Raw genomic sequence first — 20,428 nt, 5'->3', positions numbered from 1 at the left:
ATTTACAGAGAAATGGAACTGATTTTCTATTTCACTTTTTTTTGTAACAACTTCATACCACGGGCGTTTAATAATAAATAAAAAACAAATGCATAATCTAACGCGTTTTTTCTGGTTCTGTTCAGGAGTGCACATCAGCACACTGCAAAAACATCCTACAGAGCATAATAAGTATATTGGTATTGGTGCAACTATCTTTTTTACCGGTCTGTTTGCAGCATTATCAGGTGGATACGCCATGTATTTTGTATTTAAGGGTTCTGATCTAGACTGGCTTGCAGCAATACTATTTGGATTAATATGGGGCTTGGCTATTTTTAATATGGATCGTTACATCGTATCCAGTATCAATAAAAATGCGACAACCAACAAGCAGATTTTACAGGCTACACCTCGTATTTTACTGGCCATTATGATCGGTATCGTAATCTCTAGGCCTCTTGAGCTTAAAATATTTGACAAAGAAATCAAAGAAAAACTAAAAGTAAGTTACCTGAACGGGCAGCGTTCTAAAATAGACACGATAAATAAGGCTTTTGAAAATAAATATGCTATAGAAATAGGCAAACTTAATGACGTAAAAAAACAGCGTGATTCTATGGCGGCCACGATTAAAAACGATCGTCAGAAACTCAACTTTGAAATTTTTGGAAGTAAAACCACTGAAACTTCCGGCGTAATGGGTTATGGACCTTATGCCAAACGTAAAGAAGCAGAACTTAAAAAAAGGGAAGAAGATCTGGACACTTTAAATGTTGCTCTTAAAAAAATGGAATCATTTATTGATGGCAGAAAACAGTTTGACGGCTTAATGAGCGAGAAATTGTACACTTCAAAACAGCTAGACAGTTTAAGTGCAATTGCCGGTTTTGCCGATAGAAACTGGGCCTTAGGGCAAATAGGTTATAAACAAGACGGAACCCGCGATACAGGTACTGCTATGGCTGTAACCTTTATCGGGCTTCTTTTTATATTCTTTGAATGTTTACCTGTATTTGTAAAGTTAATGAGCGGCAAAGGCACTTATGATCATGCCATACTCAATGCAGAGCAGGTAGAAAATCATGTTTCTGATAAAGACAGAGATTTCGAAATAGAAGTAACAGACCAAACCCACTCACAACGTGTACAAACAGGTATAGAAGACCGGATTATAGAAATGCAATCAGGCAGAAAAGATAAAGGTATTTAGCTTCGTCATATAGAATCTGATTCTGCATCTACAAAAATTATATATACAGGCTAAAAGACCCTGAAATAAATTCAGGATGACGATTAATTTGGATAAATTTTCCTATGCATCATATTGACCTCGGTTCAGTATCTTTAGGCGTACTCAAAAAGAATATTAGAATCATATTCTGCAAATAAATTAACAGGACAAGTAACAATAGGTTCACAAAAGCTGAAAATTAAGCGGTAAATATTAATTTCAATCTATAAATTTATAACATGAAGAAATTTATTTTCACTACCGCAGTTTTAGCCTTGGCATTAAGCGCAAATGCCCAGCAGGAAATCAGCTATCAGGTTAGTTTTCCAAACGCTAACCATCACGAGGCACAAGTTTCGATGCTTATCCCGAATGTTCCTTTGAACCAGCCCTTAAAGATTCGTTTTAGTCGCTCATCACCAGGCAGATATGCCACGCATGAATTTGGTAAAAACATTTATAACCTTAAAGCTTTTGACCAGAGCGGCAAGGTATTAAATTTAAAACAACCGGCAGGCGATGTGTATGAAATTGCCAAACCTACTACAACAGTAAAAGTAACTTATACCGTATTTGGTAACTGGGTTGATGGCACTTATGCCGCTTTTGACCAGGATCATGCCCATATGAACATTCCTTCTACTTTTGCTTTTCCTGTTGGAATGGATAAAAGACCTCGTCTGGTTAAATTCGATTATAAAAACAATCCCGAATGGAAGGTTGCTACCCAACTTAAACCTATGCCTAACGGCGCTTATTATGCTAAGGATTTCCAATTCTTTATGGATAGCCCGATAGAAATTGCCAATTATAAAACAGCCAGCTGGCAGGTAAAAAATCCTGATGGGAAAATCCAGACCATTCATTTGGTTTCTCATGTAAACGATAGTCAGGAAGCCGTTAACAATTATGCAAAAATGCTTGAAACCATGGTGGCAGAACAGCAGGCTGTTTACGGAGAGCTTCCTAATTTTGACTACGATAATTATTATTTCCTACATTGTGTACATCCAAGCTATGCAGGCGATGGCATGGAACACCGCAATTCAACAGTAATTGTACAACGTACGCCAACCATCAAAGGATATGAAAGCAATTTATTAGGTACTTTCTCTCACGAGTTTTTTCACGCGTGGAATGTAGAACGCTTACGTCCAAAAACATTAGAGCCTTTCGATTTTACGCAAGCCAATGTGAGTGATGAATTATGGATTGCCGAAGGTTTTACCCAATATTATGGCAATCTGGTTCTTAAGCGAGCAGGCTTTAGAAACCTGGAAAATATACTGATGGTATTTAATGGATTGGTTAATTCTGTATTGAATTCACCAGGAGCTAAAAATTTCTCTCCAGTACAAGCGAGCAGATATGCGGTATTTGCAGATGCCGCAACATCTATAGACCAAACCAATAAGCAAAATATCTTTACTTCATACTATACTTATGGTGCCGCAGTTGCCTTAGCTTTAGATTTGAGATTACGCAGTGATTTTAAACTGACCTTAGACGATTATATGCGTGCACTTTGGAAAGCTTATGGCAAAACCGAAATCGCTTACACCATTCCTGATTTAGAAAAAACACTGGCAACCTTAACTAAAAATCCTTCTTTTGCCACTAACTTCTTCAAAGATTATATCTATTCTACCAAAAAAGAAAACTATGAAGCATTACTTAAAAATGCAGGACTGATCTTAAGGAAAAAATTTGCTGGAAAAGCTTATAATGACCTGGGCCGTTTAACTGATAACAAAGGTGAAATTACGTTACCTGCTACTTTAAATGGTTCTGCTGCTTACAATGCTGGGCTTGATATTGACGATGTATTAATTAAAGCTGATGGGATGGAAATCAAATCTATAACTGATTTTGATAAAGTTGCAGAAAAACACAAACCGGGCGATACCATTGATATCGTTTACAAAAGACAGGGTGTAGAAAAAACAACTCGTCTTACATTTTTAGAAAACCCTATAATGGAATTGGTTACTGTAGAAAGTACAGGAGGTAATTTAACCGATACGCAAAAAACTTTCAGAGAAAACTGGTTAAATTCGCAGATCAAGTAAATCATAAGATAAACGCATGAAAAAAACAATTTATACCTTAGCCTTAGTATGGATAGCTTCTTTAAGTTATGCCCAGCAGATCGATAAAATCATTACCAAAGACTATGTTGATCATTTAATTAAAACCTTAAGCAGCGATGATATGCAAGGCCGTGCAACTTTTTCGCCAGGCATTGATAAAGCCGCTAGCTTTATTGAAAAAGAGTTCAAAGAAATTGGCCTGAAACCGCTTGATGGAGAAAATGGTTACCGCCAGACTTTCTACAAATACCAGATTAAACCAGCCGAAGCCAAAGTTACCATAGATGGCAAAGCTATTGCTACTGAGAACATTTTAGTAGCAGGTAACAATACTGCCGAAAGCTTAACTTTTGATAAAAGCAATAGCGAAGGATGGATCAAATTAGATGAAAGCAAAGATTTTATCAGCCAATATAGAACCCTGTCAAGAAGTACTAAAAACCAATTGGTTTTAGTAGATGTTAAATTTGTAGATGCTTTTAAACGTTTAAAAGGATTTGCAGGAAGAGGTGCCATTGTTGATGAAAAAGACTACAAAGCAGGCACAGGCAGTGCCGTAGTTTTTGTTTTAGACGTAGATCATGTGCAGAACGATTTTAAAGTAGAGCTTAAAAATACGGTTACCAAAGCACCTTTATTTAACGTTGCTGGTATGATCCCAGGTAAATCTAAAGCTAAGGAACTGGTAATTTTTAGCGGACATTATGACCACATGGGTATTGTTAAACCTTTAGAAGGCGATAGTATCATGAATGGTGCAGATGACGATGCTTCAGGTACTTCGGCAATGATCGCCCTAGCCAAATATTATAAAAAACTGAACAAGAACGAACGTACTTTAATCTTCGTAGCTTTCACTGCCGAAGAAATAGGCGGTTTTGGAGCCCGTTATTTCTCTCAGAAATTAAATCCTGATGATGTGGTAGCAATGTTTAATATAGAAATGATTGGTAAAGACAGCAAATTTGGTAAAAATACTGCTTTCATTACAGGTTATGAGAAATCAGATTTCGGGCAAATCCTGCAAAAGAATTTAGAAGGTACTGAGTTTACTTTCCATCCAGATCCATACAAAGATCAAAATCTTTTCTATAGAAGTGATAACGCTACTTTGGCTGCATTAGGTGTGCCTGCACATACCATCAGTACAGACCAGATTGATATAGATAAGTTCTATCATACCGTTAAAGATGAGTATTCAACGCTTGATGTAGACAATATCTTATCAACCATTAAAGCCATTGCAAAAAGTGCGGTGAGCATTATTTCGGGTAAAGATACCCCTACACGTATCCCTAAGCTTGAAAACAGAAGATAAACCAACCGATATCATAAAAAAGGGGCTGTTTAATTTAAACAGCCCCTTTTTTATTTTAAAGCGCAATCTCCATCACGTAATCGTTCATATAAAACCCATTGCCAATATCAATATCTACCGTTTCTTTTACCCTGAAACCCATTCTCTCGTAAAAATCTTTTGCTTTGTTAGCTCTGTTTACATTAAGCTGTAGATATGCCCCCCCTGCCTTACGCACCTGATCTACCACTTCATTGATCAGAAATTTGCCAAAGCCGCCGCCATGAGCATCAGGTAAAACATAAAGCTTATGTAATTTGTACACATTATTTTCATTTTCGTCTGCAGAGAATCCGGCAAAACCAATATCAACCATATCATTACTTAGAATTAGAAAAGTATGTCCTTTCTCTAGCTGTAATAACAATTCTGCATGACTGTACATTCTATCCAGCATATAGCGCAATTGCTCTGAACTTATGATATCACCATAAGTTAAGGGCCACGTTCTTTCCGCAATATCAGCTATAACAGACAGGTCCTGTTCTTTTGCTTTTCTCAGTGTAATCATATGCGTTCTCCTATAAATAAAAATGGGGTATTAAAGTTAAAGCTCACCATGCCATCTTCTATTACTACAAAAGTACCATCCTCCTGCTGTTCCAGATTATCTGTTTCAAAATAGGATATGATATCAATTAAAAAAATCGAATCTTTAGGTTTCCAAACGCTAAAATCCTTTTTAATCACATAATATTTCTCATTACCGGTAAAGAGCACAATGTTAATATAAGGTACAAAATCAATCAGATCATCAAACTTACTCACCTTGCTGATAATGTTCACAGCAGGATATTTCTCTGCAATCAGGTAGCGCAAAGCAGTATCCATTGAGCTTCCTCCAGCTGTAATAACTTTAGTATGCTCCTGCAATAAGCTGGCATCTATATCTCCTATTACAAAATCTACCTTTAAGCCCAATGATATTACTTTTTCATATTCCTGAGCTGAGGTAATAATAGTAGGGCTCCACTCCAAAAGCTGCCCTAAATATTCTTCATCAAAACTACCCAGTTCATGAATATACAGTGCCGGTTCTTGTTTTTCTTTTACAATATGATGTGATGACATATCTTACTTTTCAAAAGTTGAAGCTTTTAAAGCGTTTAACAGAACATCTTTATCTGCTTCGTTATTAAATGAAATATTTATTCCCAGATCGTAGCCTTTAATTAACGCCGCATACATCTGCTGTTGCATAACAACACTGCCATTAGGCCCATAAATTTTAATATTAAACACCTGAAAAGGTACATCTGATATTTTCTGGGTAAAAGAAGAGGTATCTATCCTGATCTTTTGCGCTGCATAAATATCATAAAGCATTTTTTGCGTGGCTGCATTATTTTTTAAATAATCACCATCTCGTTTCACATCAAATTTCTTTATGGTAGAATCAAAAAGGTTAAACTGGTTTCTCTGAAAACTAAGTAGATGCATAATACTGTCTGTATTAACTTCTGTATTGTAGTTTTGCTTAACCGCGTTTTTCCCATTCTCATCGTTCAGTTTTAAACTGTTTTCATGAGTCTGTTTATATCCCTGAGGAATATCAATATGCCAACCTATAATCGCATTATAATACTGCCGTTCGTTATCTTTTACTGATGTTTGAGCGGGTTTCTTATCGTTACGGCATGATAGTGCCAGACAGGTAAAAAACAGCAGGATTTTTATAAAATTTGATTTCATCTGTTACACTTTCTGCGTGTAGGTAAAGCTAAATAAAATCCTTATATTAGAAGAATGAGCAAAAGTAAATTTGATATTTCAAAAGAAAGTGGCCCACATTGGAAACTCCATACATTAATTGGTAACTGGGATGGAAATACACGCACTTGGTTTGAAAAAGATGTACTGGCAGATGAGTCTCCGATGGAAGCAAAGATCACTGCTGTTTTAGGAGAAAGATTTATCCGTTATGAGTATAAAGGTAGTGTACAGGGCAAAACTTTTGAAGGGATCATGATATGGGGATTTGATTTAGACAATAACAAATGCCAATGTAGTTGGGTGGATAGTTTCCATATGGGTACAGGCATTATGCTTTCTGAAGGCGAAGAAAATAAAAAAGGATTTTGGGTATTGGGAAGCTATGGCAGTTTAGAATATCCCGAACGCTGGGGCTGGCGTACCGAGTTAGAAATCATGAACTCTGAACAATTTTTAATCAGAGCGTTTAACATCTCTCCTGATGGTGTTGAAGCTAAAGCTACTGAAACCATTTATTATAGGAAATAAAAAAGCGAGAGTTTCATTTCCTCTCGCTTTTTTTAGCTGTTTACCTTATTGGCTCAGCTTTTTTTAGGTTCGGCCTGCTTATTCAGTTGCATAGCCATTAGTTGCTTCATGGTATTGTTCATACCATCTGTACTTCCATCCAAAAAGATTACATTACCTTCACTGTACTCGGCAAACTGTTTAATCGCTTCAGTCCACATAGTAAATAAAATTACCGAAGTATCTAAATTAGCTTGCTGCATTTCTTGCGCTGCATTGGTCATACCCTTTGCTACCTCTTCTCTAAACAAAGCAATACCCTGTCCACGTAGCTGTGCAGCTTCACGCTCTGCAGTTGCGGCTATTTTAATGGCATTACCATCGGCCTCTGCTCCTTTAGTTTTGGTAATTAAAAGTGCCTGTCCTTCATTTTCAGCAGCCGCTTTTAAGTTATTAGAAGCCACCACTCTGCTCATTGAACGCATAATTTCTTCATCAAATGTGATGTCGTTCAATTGTAGATCTTGTAAATGGTAACCCCATGTTTCTAAAACAGGATCTATCTGATGTTTTACATGTTCAACTATTTCATTCCGTTGCGCAAGAACATTCGCTTGCTTTTGTGTAGCTACGTATGCTCTTATTGAACCTTCAATGGTTCTGATCAATGCCTGCATCAGGTTATTCTGATCCACAAATTTAAACGCCACATTTTTTATGGTCTCTTCATTCTGGTCTAATACAGAATAAAGTAACATCGCTTTAAAATAAACATTTGCCTGATCTTGCGTTACAGCCTGAAAAGAAAGTTCTACAGAACGATTTTGCACCGATATGCGGGCATGTATCTGTTCAATTAAAGGAATTTTAAAATTTAATCCGGGAGGTAACTGCCTTCTGTATTTGCCAAATACGGTAACCACCGCAATAGTTCCCTGTTTAACTGTTACAAAAGAGCTTAAAAGTACAACCAGTAACAAGAAAAGTAAAATACCGCTTATATATTCCATAATATTTGTTTTTTCTAAAAATAGGAAACAGTTTCAGTATTTCACCAATAATGCACTTAAATATTTCTGTGACCAAATACCATTTCAAACATTTTTGTCGTAAATTGTATTTAAGAACTAACTTATATTAACATTATGAAAATAAAACTTGGTTTACCTTTGGTGGGTTTAACGCTGATGATCGCCTGCCAGAGCAAACAAAACAACAACGAACAACAGGGACCATTTATAGATACCTTAGGTATGGATAAATCAGTAAGTCCCGGTGATAACTTTTTTGAATACGCCAATGGAAAATGGCTAAAATCTGCCAAGATACCAGACGATCAAAGCGGATGGGGCAGTTTTTATATCTTATATGAAGATAACTTAAAAAAACTTAAAGGCATTGTAGAAGACGCCGAAAAAGAAAATGCCGCAAAAGGTAGCATTAAGCAAAAAGTTGCAGATTATTATGCCAGTGCAATGGATACCGTAACTATAGAAAAATTAGGGGCAACTCCTCTTCAGGCTACTCTAGCTAAAATAGATGCCGTTAAAACTCCACAGGAACTGTTAACGGTTATCAATGAATTGTCTAAAACCAGTGATCAGAACTTAATTAGCTTTTATGTAGGTGCTGACGAGAAAAACAGTACAAAAAATATTGCCTCGTTTTCGCAGTCAGGAACATCATTACCTGAAAAAGATTATTACTTTGCCACAGATAGTGCCTCTAAAGCTGCAAGAGAAGGTCTTATAAACTATGCAAAACAGATGTTTAGCTTTACCGGACTTGATGCAACTAAAGCCGCTCAGGAAGCCAACACTTTATTAGCTTTAGAAACGCAGCTAGCCAAATCACACCGTACACCGGTAGAGTTACGCAACCCGCAAAAGAATTACAACAAAATGAGCGTTGCAGAATTTGCACAGCTTATGCCAATTGTTAATCTTCAGGAGCACTTTAAAGCCTTAAATGTAAAAATGGACAGTGTAAATGTTGCCCAGCCAGATTACTTTAAAGCGCTAAATGCTCTATTGAGCAGCCAACCGGTTGATGCATGGAAAACCAAACTTAAATTCGATTATATTTCGGGTAATGCCCGTTACCTGAGCCGTAATTTTGTAGATGCTTCATTTAATTACAGCAAAATCTTTAGCGGACAGAAAAAGCAATCTGAGCGCTGGAAACGTGTAATTAATCAGATAGATGGTAAACTTAGCGATCCGCTTGGACAGCTTTATGTAGAGAAATATTTTACCCCTGAAGCTAAAAGCAGAATGGATGAGTTGGTAAACAACCTGCAAAAAGTATTTGCTAAAAGAATTGAAAAACTGGACTGGATGAGTGCCGAAACTAAAACCAAGGCTACGGAAAAATTAAATATTTTCCTTAAAAAGATAGGTTATCCGGCCAAATGGAAAAACTACAGCGATGTAACCATTACAAAAGACAACTACTTTGAAAACGTAATGAGCACAAAAGCCCATGCCATTAAAGAAGAATTGGAAAAAATAGGCAAAAACGTTGACAAAACAGATTGGGAGATGACCCCTCCTACGGTAAATGCTTATTACAATCCCACTTACAATGAAATTGTATTCCCTGCTGGTATTTTACAACCTCCTTTCTTCTATGCCAGTGCAGATGATGCTGTAAATTACGGTGCTATTGGTGCAGTAATAGGTCACGAAATGACACACGGTTTTGACGATCAGGGCAGACAATATGATGCTGCAGGAAATATGAAAGACTGGTGGACAAAAGCTGATGCAGAAAAATTCCAGCAGAAAGCTGATAAAGTTGTGGCCAAGTACAATAGTTTTACTTTGTTAGACAATCAACATGTAAACGGTAGTTTAACTTTAGGCGAAAACTTAGCCGATATAGGCGGATTAGCTATAGCATACGATGCTTTTAAACTCACTAAACAAGGTAAAGAAGACAACACCAAAATTGATGGCTTTACACCTGACCAACGTTTCTTCTTAGGATTTGCACAGGTATGGCGTATTAAAACCAGAGATGAGTTGATGAGAGTAAGGTTAAAAACAGACCCTCACTCACCTGAACAATACAGAGTTAATGGTGCAGTTTATAACATGGAATCTTTCTATAAAGCTTTTGATGTTAAACCTACTGCTAAAATGTACCTTACTCCTGAAAACAGATTGGGCGTTTGGTAATAAATTCTAAATAATCTTATAAATAAGGGTGTTCAAATTGAACACCCTTATTTTTTACTTTTCTTTTGTCTTATAATCAAAATTTGCCCTACCGCAACCAATAAACATCCCGCAATAGTGAGCATCAGAAATTTAGCGTTAGCGCTGTCTTGGTAAATCTTGAATAAAGCTGCAAGCACTACCATAAGCGCAGATATCGTAATGATATAATGAAGTAAAAGATTAGATTTCATTTCAGGTTAATAATGTTATTTCAGACTAATACGCTGCTTTTGTTCATCAAATAACAATTGGTTTTCTGGAAAGTCTAATGCGGTAAGACTCTGTATCTTTTTAAATGCTCCAAAATCCCGGTCTAAAGTTAAACCATCCTGTTTGTCTTGCTTTACAGATACAATATCTGCATACAGAAAATCGCCTTTGGAATTGATTTTAAGTTGCAATAAAGGCGCTATCCCGTTAGGACCTTTTAGGCTGAACATACCGTAGGTACAAAAATTACCAAGACTGTAGGCTATAAATTTATTTTTATAAACTTCTACCGCACGGGCTACATGCGGCCCATGCCCCAGAACCACATCGGCTCCTGCATCTACCACCGCGTGAGCAAAAGCATAAACATTCCCCCTGTTTTCACCAAAAAAGGTTTCTGTTTTACGGGTTACCCGCTGATAATTGCCCCCCTCACCTCCACCATGAAAAGATACAATAACAATATCGGCTTTAGCCTTAAGTTGAGCAACCAGAGCCTTGGCACTATCTATTTTTAGAATTGAAACCGTATTTTCATTCGGTGCAAAAGCACAAAAAGCATAAGTAACACTATCTATGGTAAAAAGATCAAATGGCTTTTGCAGCTGACCTGCATATTTAATCTGCAACGAATCTAAAACACGTGCCGTGTTCTTTCTCCCTTTTGAATTAAAGTCGCCAACATGGTTGTTGGCTACACTCATTACATTAAAACCCGCAGCTTTTATAATCCCTGCATAACGCTCAGGCATCCTAAAAGCATAGCAATTATTGGGATTGATGCCTTTGCATTTATCAGAATTACCACTGTTTAAAAAACAGCCTTCCAGATTACCAAAAACGATATCGCCTTTTAAAAGACTATCTACCGCTTTAAAACTATCTTTACCATCGTTAGGCGGCAAGAGCTTAACACTTGGAAAGGCAGAACCGATCATTACATCACCTACCGCTGTAATGCTAAGTGTGTCTTTTATTCTTTTTAACGGAACCGTATCGGTATGCACTTGCTGTTTTGCTTCAACCGTTTTACTTTGACAGCTCATCAGGCCAAACAATAACACCAGCGATAAATTAAGCAGGTAAAAGAATTTCCTCATTTTATTTCATAAAAAAATCCCCCTAAAAATAGGAGGATTATATGTCTTTATTGTAAAATCTACAATGAATTGTATTTCTATTCCTCTACAAAGTTCTTATCTCCCGGTTCAATAATACGTCCGCCCTTGTAAAAATAGCGACTGTAATAAGGCTCGTTCAGATTGCTGATTACCACACCTCTTGTGCTCGAAGCATGTGCAAATCTGTTATCACCTAAATAAACACCTATGTGAGATATGCTTTTACTTTTAATTTTAAAGAACACCAAATCCCCTTCTTTCAATTCATCTTTAGACAAGGGATTTACCATGCTAAAAATATCTCTTGAATTACGAAGGATATTAGTATTAAAAACTTTATCATAAATAGCTTTGGCAAAAGCAGAACAGTCTATTCCCTTTTTGGTATTTCCCGCATAACGGTAAGGCGTACCAATCCACTCATAAATAAACTTGTAAAGTTTTAAATTAGAAGTCGCATCTACTGCTACTCCCATTACCTGAGAGAAATACTGCGACGCCAGGTTGTCTGGATCTTCAACTTTAGTTTCTTTTGGTTTAGTTTGTGCAAAACTTGCTGAGCAAACAAAAAGGGCAATTAAAGTAGAACACAAAAACTTTTTAATCATTATACAATTAAGTTTGGGTAAACAACACTTACACTTAACGCAAACCTTAGAGGCTTATTGTTTGGTGAGCAAAAATAGAACTTTAACAAACTTAATCCAAATATATTAACAGCTATTGCAAAAGTTTTTAACATTTTAACGTTTTTAAACATTTCAACCAGCGTTTCTCATTGTAATATTTTATTCACAAACCCGCAAAAACAACAACCGCTACATATTAGGTTAATTATGCACAGCACAAAATTTAATTTGCCAGCAATGTTAATTATCATGCATTTGAAGTCCGTTTGTTCTGCAAATGCCAAAACAGGGTGGGCAACACACACTATTTAATGTTGTTTTTGCAAAGGCTTATATCAAAAAATAAAAGAAAAAAAGTTAGATTTGCTCCTTGATAAACAAAACTAATATCTTAAAATGAGTGCAGTAGAAATAAATAAAGATACTTATTTGAAGTGGTTCGAGTCGATGTTGCTAATGCGTAAATTCGAGGAAAAGACCGGACAACTTTACGGACAGCAAAAAATTCGTGGATTTTGTCACCTTTACATTGGGCAGGAAGCAGTAGTTGCCGGTGCAATTTCTGCAATGCAAAAAGGCGACTCAATGGTTACTTCATATCGCGATCATGCTCACGGCCTTGCTTTAGGTATGGACGCAAAAAGTATCATGGCCGAAATGTACGGCAAAGCCACCGGTTGTTCTAAAGGCAAAGGTGGATCTATGCACATCTTTAGTAAAGAACATAATTTCTTCGGCGGGCATGGTATCGTAGGTGGTCAAATCCCATTAGGTGCCGGTATCGCTTTTGCCGAAAAATATAAAGGAACTAACAATGTAAACATTTGCTATATGGGTGATGGTGCTGTACGTCAGGGAGCGCTGAACGAAGCATTCAATATGGCTATGTTATGGAAATTACCGGTTATTTTTGTTTGTGAAAACAATGGTTATGCTATGGGTACTTCAGTACAACGCACAACAAATATGATCGATATCTTTAAAATAGGTTTAGGTTTTGATATGCCATGTGCGCCGGTTGATGGTATGGACCCTGTAGCTGTACACAACGCTATGGATGAGGCTATACAACGTGCTCGTGCTGGCGAAGGACCAACTTTCTTAGAAATGAGAACCTACCGTTACAGAGGTCACTCTATGTCAGACCCTGCTAAATACCGCACTAAGGAAGAATTAGAAGAGTACAAAGCTAAAGACCCTATTGAACACGTTAAAGAAGTAATCTTAAAAGAAAAATATGCTGATGAAGCATGGATTACAGCAATTGAGGAAAAAGTAAAAGCAACGGTTGATGAAGCTGTAAAATTTGCAGAAGAATCTCCTTGGCCTCAACCGGAAGAATTGTTCACAGATATTTATGTTCAACAGGACTATCCGTTTGTTAAAGATTAATTTAGTTTAAGACCATCATTTAAAATATAAATATAAATGGCTGATATTATTAGAATGCCTAAAATGAGCGACACCATGACTGAAGGGGTTATGGCGAAGTGGCACAAAAAAGTTGGCGACAAGGTAAAAAGTGGAGATGTGCTTGCCGAAGTAGAAACAGATAAGGCAACCATGGATATGGAATCATATTGGGATGGCACATTACTTTATATCGGTGTAGAAGAAGGCAAAGCCGTTCCGATTGATGCAATTATTGCAGTAATTGGTAAAGAAGGCGAAGATTATAAAGCAGCTTTAGCTGCAGAGCAAGATACTGCTGCTCCTGCTGCTGAAACAACAGCACCAAAAGAAGAAGCTAAAACTGAAACTGCTCCTGCAAAAGGTGATGGTTTAAGTGAAGAAGAACTTGCTGCGAAAGGTATTACAGTAATACGTATGCCTTTATTAAGTGATACTATGACTGAAGGCGTAATTGCCGAATGGCATAAAAAAGTGGGTGATAAAGTAAAAGATGACGATGTACTTGCTGATGTAGAAACTGATAAGGCTACAATGGAAGTAATGGGTTATGCTACAGGTACTTTATTACACATTGGCGTTGAAAAAGGTCAGGCGGCTAAAGTAAATGGTATTATCGCCATTGTTGGACCTGAAGGAACTGATGTATCTGGCATTTTAGCACAGGGCGACGCACCTGCTGCTGCTAAGTCGGAAAGCAAAGAGACTGAAAGTTCGAAAGCCGCTGCTGAAGCTTCAAAAGAAACTACTGCCCCTGCTGCAGTAAACAATGCTAATGGTGGGCGCATTATTGCTTCTCCTTTAGCAAAGAAAATTGCACAGGAAAAAGGAATTGACTTAGCACAGGTTGCAGGTAGTGCAGAAGGTGGCCGTATCATTAAAAAAGACGTAGAGAACTTTACGCCAGCGGCGAAGTCTGAGAGCGCTAAGACCGAAAGCCCGAAAGAAGCTGCGGCTGCTCCGGTTATCCCAACTTATGTTGGCGAAGAAAGATACACTGAGAAACCTGTTTCGCAAATGCGTAAAGTAATTGCTAAACGTTTAGGCGAAAGTTTATTTACAGCTCCACATTTCTACTTAACGATTAGTATTGATATGGACAATGCAATGGCAGCTCGTACAGCGATCAACACTGTTGCTCCTGTAAAAGTATCTTTCAACGATATCGTAATCAAAGCAGTTGCTGTAGCATTGAAAAAACACCCAGCAGTTAACTCTTCATGGCAAGGCGATAAAATCCGTTTCAACGAGCATACCAACATTGGTGTAGCTATGGCTGTTGAAGATGGTTTATTGGTTCCTGTAGTTCGTTTTGCTGATGGCAAATCTTTATCTCACATTTCTGCTGAGGTTAAAGAGTACGGTGTTAAAGCAAAAGCTAAGAAATTACAACCATCAGATTGGGAAGGCTCAACTTTCACCGTATCTAACTTAGGTATGTTTGGTATCGATGAGTTTACTTCAATCATCAACTCTCCAGACGGAGCTATTTTATCTGTAGGTGCTATCCAAGCAGTTCCTGTAGTTAAAAATGGTGCTGTAGTTCCTGGAAACGTAATGAAATTAACTTTAGGTTGCGATCACCGTGTAGTAGACGGTGCAACTGGTGCAGCTTTTTTACAAACATTAAAGCAATTGTTAGAAGCACCTGTTACGTTATTAGCATAATTGTAAAACTGTCATCTTCGCCTGTTTCCGTAACAACGGGAAGCTTGTCGAAGGATAAACCATATAAAGGCTTCCAAAAATTTGGAAGCCTTTTTTCTTTTTTAAAGCCAAATGAATAACTTTAAAAATGGCTTACAGCATTGCATTAGCAGATAGAATACGGGAATATTTATCAACAATACCCAATATCACAGTAACCGAAAAACGAATGTTTAGCGGTCTTGCTTTTATGGTAAATGATAAGATGTGTATTAACGTAAGCGGCGAAAACCTGATGTGTCGCTTCGACCCGAATTTACTTGAAGAATTAGCAGAAAAAAGAGGCTTTTTACCTATGAATATGAAAGGAAGGCAGATGAAAGATTATTGTTATGTAGAGCCCATCGGCTTCAATCGAAAAGAAGACTTTGAATTTTGGCTTAAGCTGTGTTTAGATTTTAATGAACGGGCAAAATCATCAAAGTAGCTACCAAAGAAAGTTACCTTAGCTAACCAAGGGCAAACCTTTACTCTCTTTTACCTTTCGTCTTAATTAGTTACTTTTGCGCCATGTCAGTTACAAAACCGAGCTTACCAAAAGGCACAAGAGATTTTACCCCGCAGGAAATGGTAAAACGCAATTATATTTTCGACACCATTAAAACTGTTTTCAGAAAATATGGCTATGCCGAAATCCAGACCCCAAGTATGGAAAATCTGCAAACGCTTACCGGTAAATATGGTGATGAGGGAGATAAACTGATTTTTAAGGTTCTTAACAGCGGAAGCTATTTTCAAAAAGTTCCTCTACATTTTTTAGAATATAAACAAGAAAACGCTGTAACCCCCCTCATCTCAGAAAAAGCTTTACGTTACGATTTAACAGTTCCCTTTGCTCGTTACGTGGTAATGCACCAGAACGAGATTGCTTTCCCGTTCAAACGTTTTCAGGTACAACCCGTATGGCGTGCAGACAGACCACAAAAAGGTCGTTACCGTGAGTTTTACCAATGCGATGCCGATGTGGTTGGTTCTCCTTCTTTATTAAATGAAGCTGAGTTCGTACTGATTTACCAGGAAGCTTTAAGTAACCTAGGTTTAAAAGATTTTACGATCAAGATCAATAACCGCAAAATCTTATCGGGCATTGCCGAAATAATAGGGAAACCTGAACTGATTGTAGACATGACCGTAGCCATTGATAAACTAGATAAGATTGGTTTAGATGGCGTAAGCAAAGAATTGTTAGAACGTGGTTTTACTGAAACCGATATCGAAAAACTGAAACCGGTAATTTTATTACAAGGTTCTAATACAGAGAAATTAACCAGCTTAAAAACAGTGCTCAAAAGCTCTGCTGTTGGTTTAAAAGGTATTGAAGAGATTGAAACCGTTTTCAATTATATCTTAAATCTCAAATCTCAAATCTCAAATCTTGAGCTGGATATTACCTTAGCCCGTGGATTAAATTATTATACAGGCTGCATTTTTGAGGTAAAAACCAATGAAGTTGCTATGGGCAGCATTGGAGGTGGTGGCCGTTACGATGATCTTACAGGCATGTTTGGCCTAAAAGACCTTACAGGCGTAGGTATTTCTTTTGGAGCAGACCGTATTTATGATGTACTGGAAGAATTGAACTTATTCCCGGCAGAAACCGTACAAGGTACAAAAGTACTCATCAGTAACTTTGATGAAAAAGCAGAGTTATATGCTTTATCTGTTTTACAGGAATTAAGAACCGCAGGTATAGCTACTGAACTTTATCCTACATCTGCCAAGTTAAAGAAACAAATGAGCTATGCCGATGCCAAAAACATACCTTATGTAATTTTAATTGGAGATGATGAGATGAGCAGTGGTTTATTGACGTTAAAAAATATGCAGAGCGGCGAGCAGCAAAAATTAAATATTGTTGATATCTTAGAAAAGCTAAAAGCTGCTTAAATTTATTGTTTTCGCAAAATCCAATACCCTTAAGTAAAAGTAAAAAAAAAGCATTGTTCCTTCGACAAGCTCAGGATGACAATGCTTTTTTTATGCGAGAAGTCTTCTACAGGCTCAGACTGACAGCATAATAAATAGTTTATGCTTTAAATGTACAACAAGTACAAGAGAAACAATTAAGGCAATTGCTTAATCAATACGGCTAATTCTTTCTGCGTATGCTGTGTTTTATCTTTAGCATACCAGCCATGCAGTTTTTCTGCCAATTCGGGCATAACTACGCCTTCTTTTTTCCATTCGCCCATTAACTCTTGTAATGCAACAGGTCTTGGTCCCCATTTAGGCAGCATCAGGTTTCCTTCTTTATCCAATATCAGTAACACAGGAATAGCTCTTCCACCATTTGTTAAATGCGCATCTATTAAAGGCAGGTTTTGATCCCTAAGCACAAGTTTTAAAGACAGTTTACCATTGGCAATCTCAGTCATTTTATAAATTACGGGCACAATTTGAGCTGCATCTCCACACCAGCCCTCAGTAATAACCAAAAGATCATATGATCCTTTTAATTGTGCCAGAGCTTCAGTTAATTCTTCATTTAAAACCGCAGTTTTTTCAACACGGTTCATGCGTTGCACATTCATTTTGCTATAATGCAACATAGCCTCGCTATGGTCTTCTCCTGTTGTTTTTCCCTCTGCTAAAAGGTCATCTACTAGCTTTCTGTAAGCTTCATAAGTTAAAGCTTCCTTATCAAAAATATTACGGTATTCTGTCATAACTATGGTGTAATAAAATGGTTACTGCCCTCACTTTAAAGTTTTAATTAGCGAGATTTGGGGCTCACAAATGAAACTGAATTAAAATGAATAGGATTACGTGCAAAGTTCTTTTATTATTTGTTGTTTTTAGTATAGTTATTGTAAAAACTCATGCGCAAAACAATATTGGAAAAATTACAGGTAAAGTTGTAGATGCAGAAACCGGCGAAACTTTACCTTTTGCATCAGCTACGGTTTTAAATAAAAAAACCAAAGCTACAATCAGGGTTGTACAAAGTGATTTAGATGGAAACTTTGAAGTACCCAATTTAGCATATGGAACTTATAGTTTTAAAGTAAGTATGATCGGATACCAAACCATGGTGCGCGATTCTGTTGCCATTAATGCAGCCCAGAAAGAAGTTAAACTAGGTACCATTAAAATGAAAACCGGAAAAGGTAATATTTTAAATGAAGTAACCGTAACAACTTCTAAACCAACCATGCAGTTAGGCATTGATAAAAAAGTTTTTTCGGTTGATCAGAGTATCGTAAGTGAAGGCGGATCGGCAACAGAAGTATTGCAGAACGTTCCTTCAGTACAAACTGATATGAATGGAAATGTTTCATTACGTGGTTCAAATGCAAGAGTTTTAATTGACGGTAAACAATCGTTAATTGCAGGGGGAGATGTGGCGCAGATTTTGGCTTCTATCCCTGCAAGTTCTATTGAAACCATTGAAGTAATTACCAACCCTTCGGCTAAATATGATGCAGAAGGTCAAACAGGTATCATTAATATCATTTTAAAAAAGAATAAGAAGCTTGGTTTTAATGGTAGTGTAGCATTAACCGCAGGAAACAAGGATAATTATAATGCTAGTACCAATATTAGTTTCCAGAATAAAAAGGTCAATTTATACGCAAACTATGGTTATCGCTATGGCAACAGGCCTGGCGGTGGTTATAACAATATCTTTTATAAAAATGCGATCAATAGTATAAGTCTTGCTAACCAGTTAACCTCATCATCAGATTTGAATAAAGGCCATAATGCAAAAATAGGGCTTGATTATTACTTAGCTCCTAAAAGTGTGATCAGCCTTTCGGGAGGTATTAATAGTCGTAACAGTGAAGAAGATAACAACCTGAGCATTAACGAATATGACATCAATCGTACACCTGTTAACCTGAGTAATCGTATTAATGCAGAGAACCGTAAAGGTAACAGCTATGACGCAAATTTGGATTTTGTTCAAAAATTTAAAAAACAAGGTGAAGAACTATCTATAAATATGAACTATTCAACAGGTAACAATAACACTTACCAGGTTTACAATACTTCAAAATATTTCCAGGGTGGTTTACCAACACCTAACCAGCCGGCTTCATTACAACGTACTACACGCTTAGGCGATAACAATAATTACAATGCACAAATTGATTATGTTTTGCCTTTAGGTGAAAAAGGTCGCATAGAAGCGGGTTTTAGAAGTCAGATACGTAAATCTACCAGCGCAACCGTTGCAGATTCATTAATCAACAATGTTTACGAGTTTAGTCGTACTTTAAGTAATGATTTTAACAGTACAGATCAGGTACATGCCATTTACATGAACTACCAGAACCAGATCAACAACTTTGGTTATCAGGTTGGTTTACGTGGAGAGGATGCCACCTTAGATACGGAGATGGGTACATATAATGCTAATCATAACATTAGTTATACACCAGGGAAAGTGGCTTACACCCGCTTATATCCAAGTGTTTATTTAACCCAAAAATTAAAAAACGATCAGCAGTTACAGTTAAGCTACAGCCGCAGAGTTAATCGTCCGCGTGGTTGGGATACCAATCCTTTTATAGATGTATCAGACCCTTTAAACCACCGCATGGGTAATGTAAACTTAAAACCTGAAGATGTACATGCTTTCGAGTTAAGTTACAGCAGGTTTTTCAAAAAATGGTCTTTGGTATCAACTGCTTATTTCCGTCAGACCAATGATGTAATTCAACGTTTAAAATCTGAACCCGATGCCAATGGGGTTACATTGACCATACCTCAGAACTTAACCAATGCCAAAAACAGTGGTATTGAGCTTATTGGTAAATTTGATCTGGTTAAAAACTGGAATTTTACGGCAAATGTAAATATGTACCAGCGTAATATTAAAGGTATTCCGGCCTTAGGTACTATTGATAATAGTGGTTTTAGCTACAATGCCAACCTAACCAACAACTTTACTTTACCTTATAGCATTACTCTCCAGGTAAGAGGTGATTACCGTTCAAAAGAAGTAATGGCACAGGGTACCATGAAAGCCATGTACGGCCTTGATGCAGGCGCTAAAATGGATTTTTATAATAAGAAAGCAAGCTTGAGTCTTAATATAAGAAACGTTTTAAATACCCGTAAATTTGAAATGCAGACCGTAAATCCTGCATCTGTTACAGACTTTAGCCGTAGCTGGTCTGGTACAATGGGTAGCCTTACCTTATCTTACCGATTTGGAAAATCAGACTTCAGTTTAAAGAAAAGCAAAAAGCCTGAAGAAAATCAGTCGAGACCTGATGAAGAAAGCTTCTAAAATTATATATTAGG

Annotated in this window: 18 protein-coding genes; 10 read left to right on the top strand and 8 right to left on the bottom strand. The window is 37.1% G+C overall.

The window, feature by feature from the left end:
* Nucleotides 1–88 precede the first annotated feature (88 nt).
* The 3 genes from MMF97_RS04955 (at nucleotide 89) to MMF97_RS04945 (ending at nucleotide 4,621) form a co-directional block, all read left to right on the top strand.
* Nucleotides 89–1,192 (top strand): DUF4407 domain-containing protein, encoded by a 1,104-nt coding sequence (locus tag MMF97_RS04955; RefSeq protein WP_243360166.1) that lies wholly within the window; start codon nucleotides 89–91, stop codon nucleotides 1,190–1,192.
* 260 nt (nucleotides 1,193–1,452) lie between these two features.
* Nucleotides 1,453–3,282, top strand: coding sequence for a M61 family metallopeptidase (locus MMF97_RS04950; protein WP_243360164.1), 1,830 nt, complete (start codon nucleotides 1,453–1,455; stop codon nucleotides 3,280–3,282).
* Between the two features lie 16 nt (nucleotides 3,283–3,298).
* Entirely contained in the window at nucleotides 3,299–4,621 is a 1,323-nt protein-coding gene (locus MMF97_RS04945; protein WP_243360154.1) for a M20/M25/M40 family metallo-hydrolase, read from the top strand.
* A 55-nt stretch (nucleotides 4,622–4,676) separates the two neighbouring features.
* On the opposite strand, the gene MMF97_RS04940 is transcribed toward MMF97_RS04945, so the two are convergent.
* From MMF97_RS04940 to MMF97_RS04930, 3 genes are read right to left on the bottom strand one after another with little or no spacing between them, the layout of a single operon-like run.
* Complete coding sequence (locus tag MMF97_RS04940; protein WP_243360152.1) at nucleotides 4,677–5,171, bottom strand: GNAT family N-acetyltransferase; 495 nt, start codon at nucleotides 5,169–5,171, stop codon at nucleotides 4,677–4,679.
* Nucleotides 5,168–5,731 carry a thiamine pyrophosphokinase gene (locus MMF97_RS04935; RefSeq protein WP_243360150.1) on the bottom strand — a complete coding sequence of 188 codons (564 nt, stop codon included), beginning with the start codon at nucleotides 5,729–5,731 and terminating at the stop codon, nucleotides 5,168–5,170. Before MMF97_RS04935 ends, MMF97_RS04940 begins: the two co-directional genes overlap by 4 nt.
* A 3-nt stretch (nucleotides 5,732–5,734) precedes the next feature.
* Nucleotides 5,735–6,352, bottom strand: a complete 618-nt coding sequence (locus MMF97_RS04930) for a hypothetical protein (RefSeq protein WP_243360149.1) — start codon at nucleotides 6,350–6,352, stop codon at nucleotides 5,735–5,737.
* A 54-nt stretch (nucleotides 6,353–6,406) separates the two neighbouring features.
* On the opposite strand from MMF97_RS04930, the gene MMF97_RS04925 reads away from it, so the two are divergent.
* The gene (locus MMF97_RS04925; protein ID WP_243360147.1) at nucleotides 6,407–6,901 is read left to right on the top strand and encodes a DUF1579 family protein; all 495 of its coding nucleotides are present in this window, start codon (nucleotides 6,407–6,409) and stop codon (nucleotides 6,899–6,901) included.
* A 53-nt stretch (nucleotides 6,902–6,954) separates the two neighbouring features.
* On the opposite strand, the gene MMF97_RS04920 is transcribed toward MMF97_RS04925, so the two are convergent.
* Nucleotides 6,955–7,890 carry an SPFH domain-containing protein gene (locus MMF97_RS04920; protein ID WP_243360145.1) on the bottom strand — a complete coding sequence of 312 codons (936 nt, stop codon included), beginning with the start codon at nucleotides 7,888–7,890 and terminating at the stop codon, nucleotides 6,955–6,957.
* A 135-nt stretch (nucleotides 7,891–8,025) separates the two neighbouring features.
* Between MMF97_RS04920 and MMF97_RS04915 the strand changes: the two genes are divergently transcribed.
* Nucleotides 8,026–10,059, top strand: coding sequence for a M13 family metallopeptidase (locus MMF97_RS04915; protein ID WP_243360143.1), 2,034 nt, complete (start codon nucleotides 8,026–8,028; stop codon nucleotides 10,057–10,059).
* A 47-nt stretch (nucleotides 10,060–10,106) separates the two neighbouring features.
* Here the strand turns inward: MMF97_RS04915 and MMF97_RS04910 are convergent, their stop codons facing one another.
* The 3 genes from MMF97_RS04910 to MMF97_RS04900 all read right to left on the bottom strand — a co-directional run bounded on the left by MMF97_RS04910 (nucleotide 10,107) and on the right by MMF97_RS04900 (nucleotide 12,040).
* The gene (locus MMF97_RS04910) at nucleotides 10,107–10,292 is read right to left on the bottom strand and encodes a hypothetical protein (RefSeq protein ID WP_243360141.1); all 186 of its coding nucleotides are present in this window, start codon (nucleotides 10,290–10,292) and stop codon (nucleotides 10,107–10,109) included.
* A gap of 15 nt (nucleotides 10,293–10,307) precedes the next feature.
* Nucleotides 10,308–11,411 (bottom strand): CapA family protein, encoded by a 1,104-nt coding sequence (locus MMF97_RS04905; RefSeq protein WP_243360139.1) that lies wholly within the window; start codon nucleotides 11,409–11,411, stop codon nucleotides 10,308–10,310.
* Nucleotides 11,412–11,488: 77 nt separating this feature from the next.
* Nucleotides 11,489–12,040 (bottom strand): C40 family peptidase, encoded by a 552-nt coding sequence (locus MMF97_RS04900; RefSeq protein ID WP_243360137.1) that lies wholly within the window; start codon nucleotides 12,038–12,040, stop codon nucleotides 11,489–11,491.
* 417 nt (nucleotides 12,041–12,457) lie between these two features.
* Between MMF97_RS04900 and pdhA the strand changes: the two genes are divergently transcribed.
* From pdhA to hisS, 4 genes are all read left to right on the top strand, one after another.
* Entirely contained in the window at nucleotides 12,458–13,453 is a 996-nt protein-coding gene (pdhA, locus tag MMF97_RS04895; protein ID WP_243360127.1) for a pyruvate dehydrogenase (acetyl-transferring) E1 component subunit alpha, read from the top strand.
* A gap of 36 nt (nucleotides 13,454–13,489) precedes the next feature.
* The gene (locus MMF97_RS04890; protein ID WP_243360125.1) at nucleotides 13,490–15,139 is read left to right on the top strand and encodes a 2-oxo acid dehydrogenase subunit E2; all 1,650 of its coding nucleotides are present in this window, start codon (nucleotides 13,490–13,492) and stop codon (nucleotides 15,137–15,139) included.
* Between the two features lie 127 nt (nucleotides 15,140–15,266).
* The gene (locus MMF97_RS04885; RefSeq protein ID WP_243360124.1) at nucleotides 15,267–15,605 is read left to right on the top strand and encodes a TfoX/Sxy family protein; all 339 of its coding nucleotides are present in this window, start codon (nucleotides 15,267–15,269) and stop codon (nucleotides 15,603–15,605) included.
* Nucleotides 15,606–15,688: 83 nt separating this feature from the next.
* Complete coding sequence (hisS, locus tag MMF97_RS04880; RefSeq protein WP_243360122.1) at nucleotides 15,689–17,065, top strand: histidine--tRNA ligase; 1,377 nt, start codon at nucleotides 15,689–15,691, stop codon at nucleotides 17,063–17,065.
* Nucleotides 17,066–17,241: 176 nt separating this feature from the next.
* Here hisS and MMF97_RS04875 read toward each other — a convergent pair whose 3' ends face one another.
* Entirely contained in the window at nucleotides 17,242–17,844 is a 603-nt protein-coding gene (locus tag MMF97_RS04875) for a thioredoxin family protein (RefSeq protein WP_243360120.1), read from the bottom strand.
* Nucleotides 17,845–17,930: 86 nt separating this feature from the next.
* Here MMF97_RS04875 and MMF97_RS04870 point away from each other — a divergent pair, with 86 nt between their 5' ends.
* On the top strand, nucleotides 17,931–20,414 hold the full coding sequence (locus tag MMF97_RS04870) for a TonB-dependent receptor domain-containing protein (RefSeq protein WP_243360118.1): 2,484 nt from the start codon (nucleotides 17,931–17,933) through the stop codon (nucleotides 20,412–20,414).
* Nucleotides 20,415–20,428 lie beyond the last annotated feature (14 nt).

It is taken from the genome of Pedobacter montanisoli (genome assembly GCF_022809115.1).
Lineage (GTDB): Bacteria > Bacteroidota > Bacteroidia > Sphingobacteriales > Sphingobacteriaceae > Pedobacter > Pedobacter montanisoli.
Note: the sequence above shows the minus strand (reverse complement) of the source record. Positions and strands in the feature narration are given on the sequence as shown.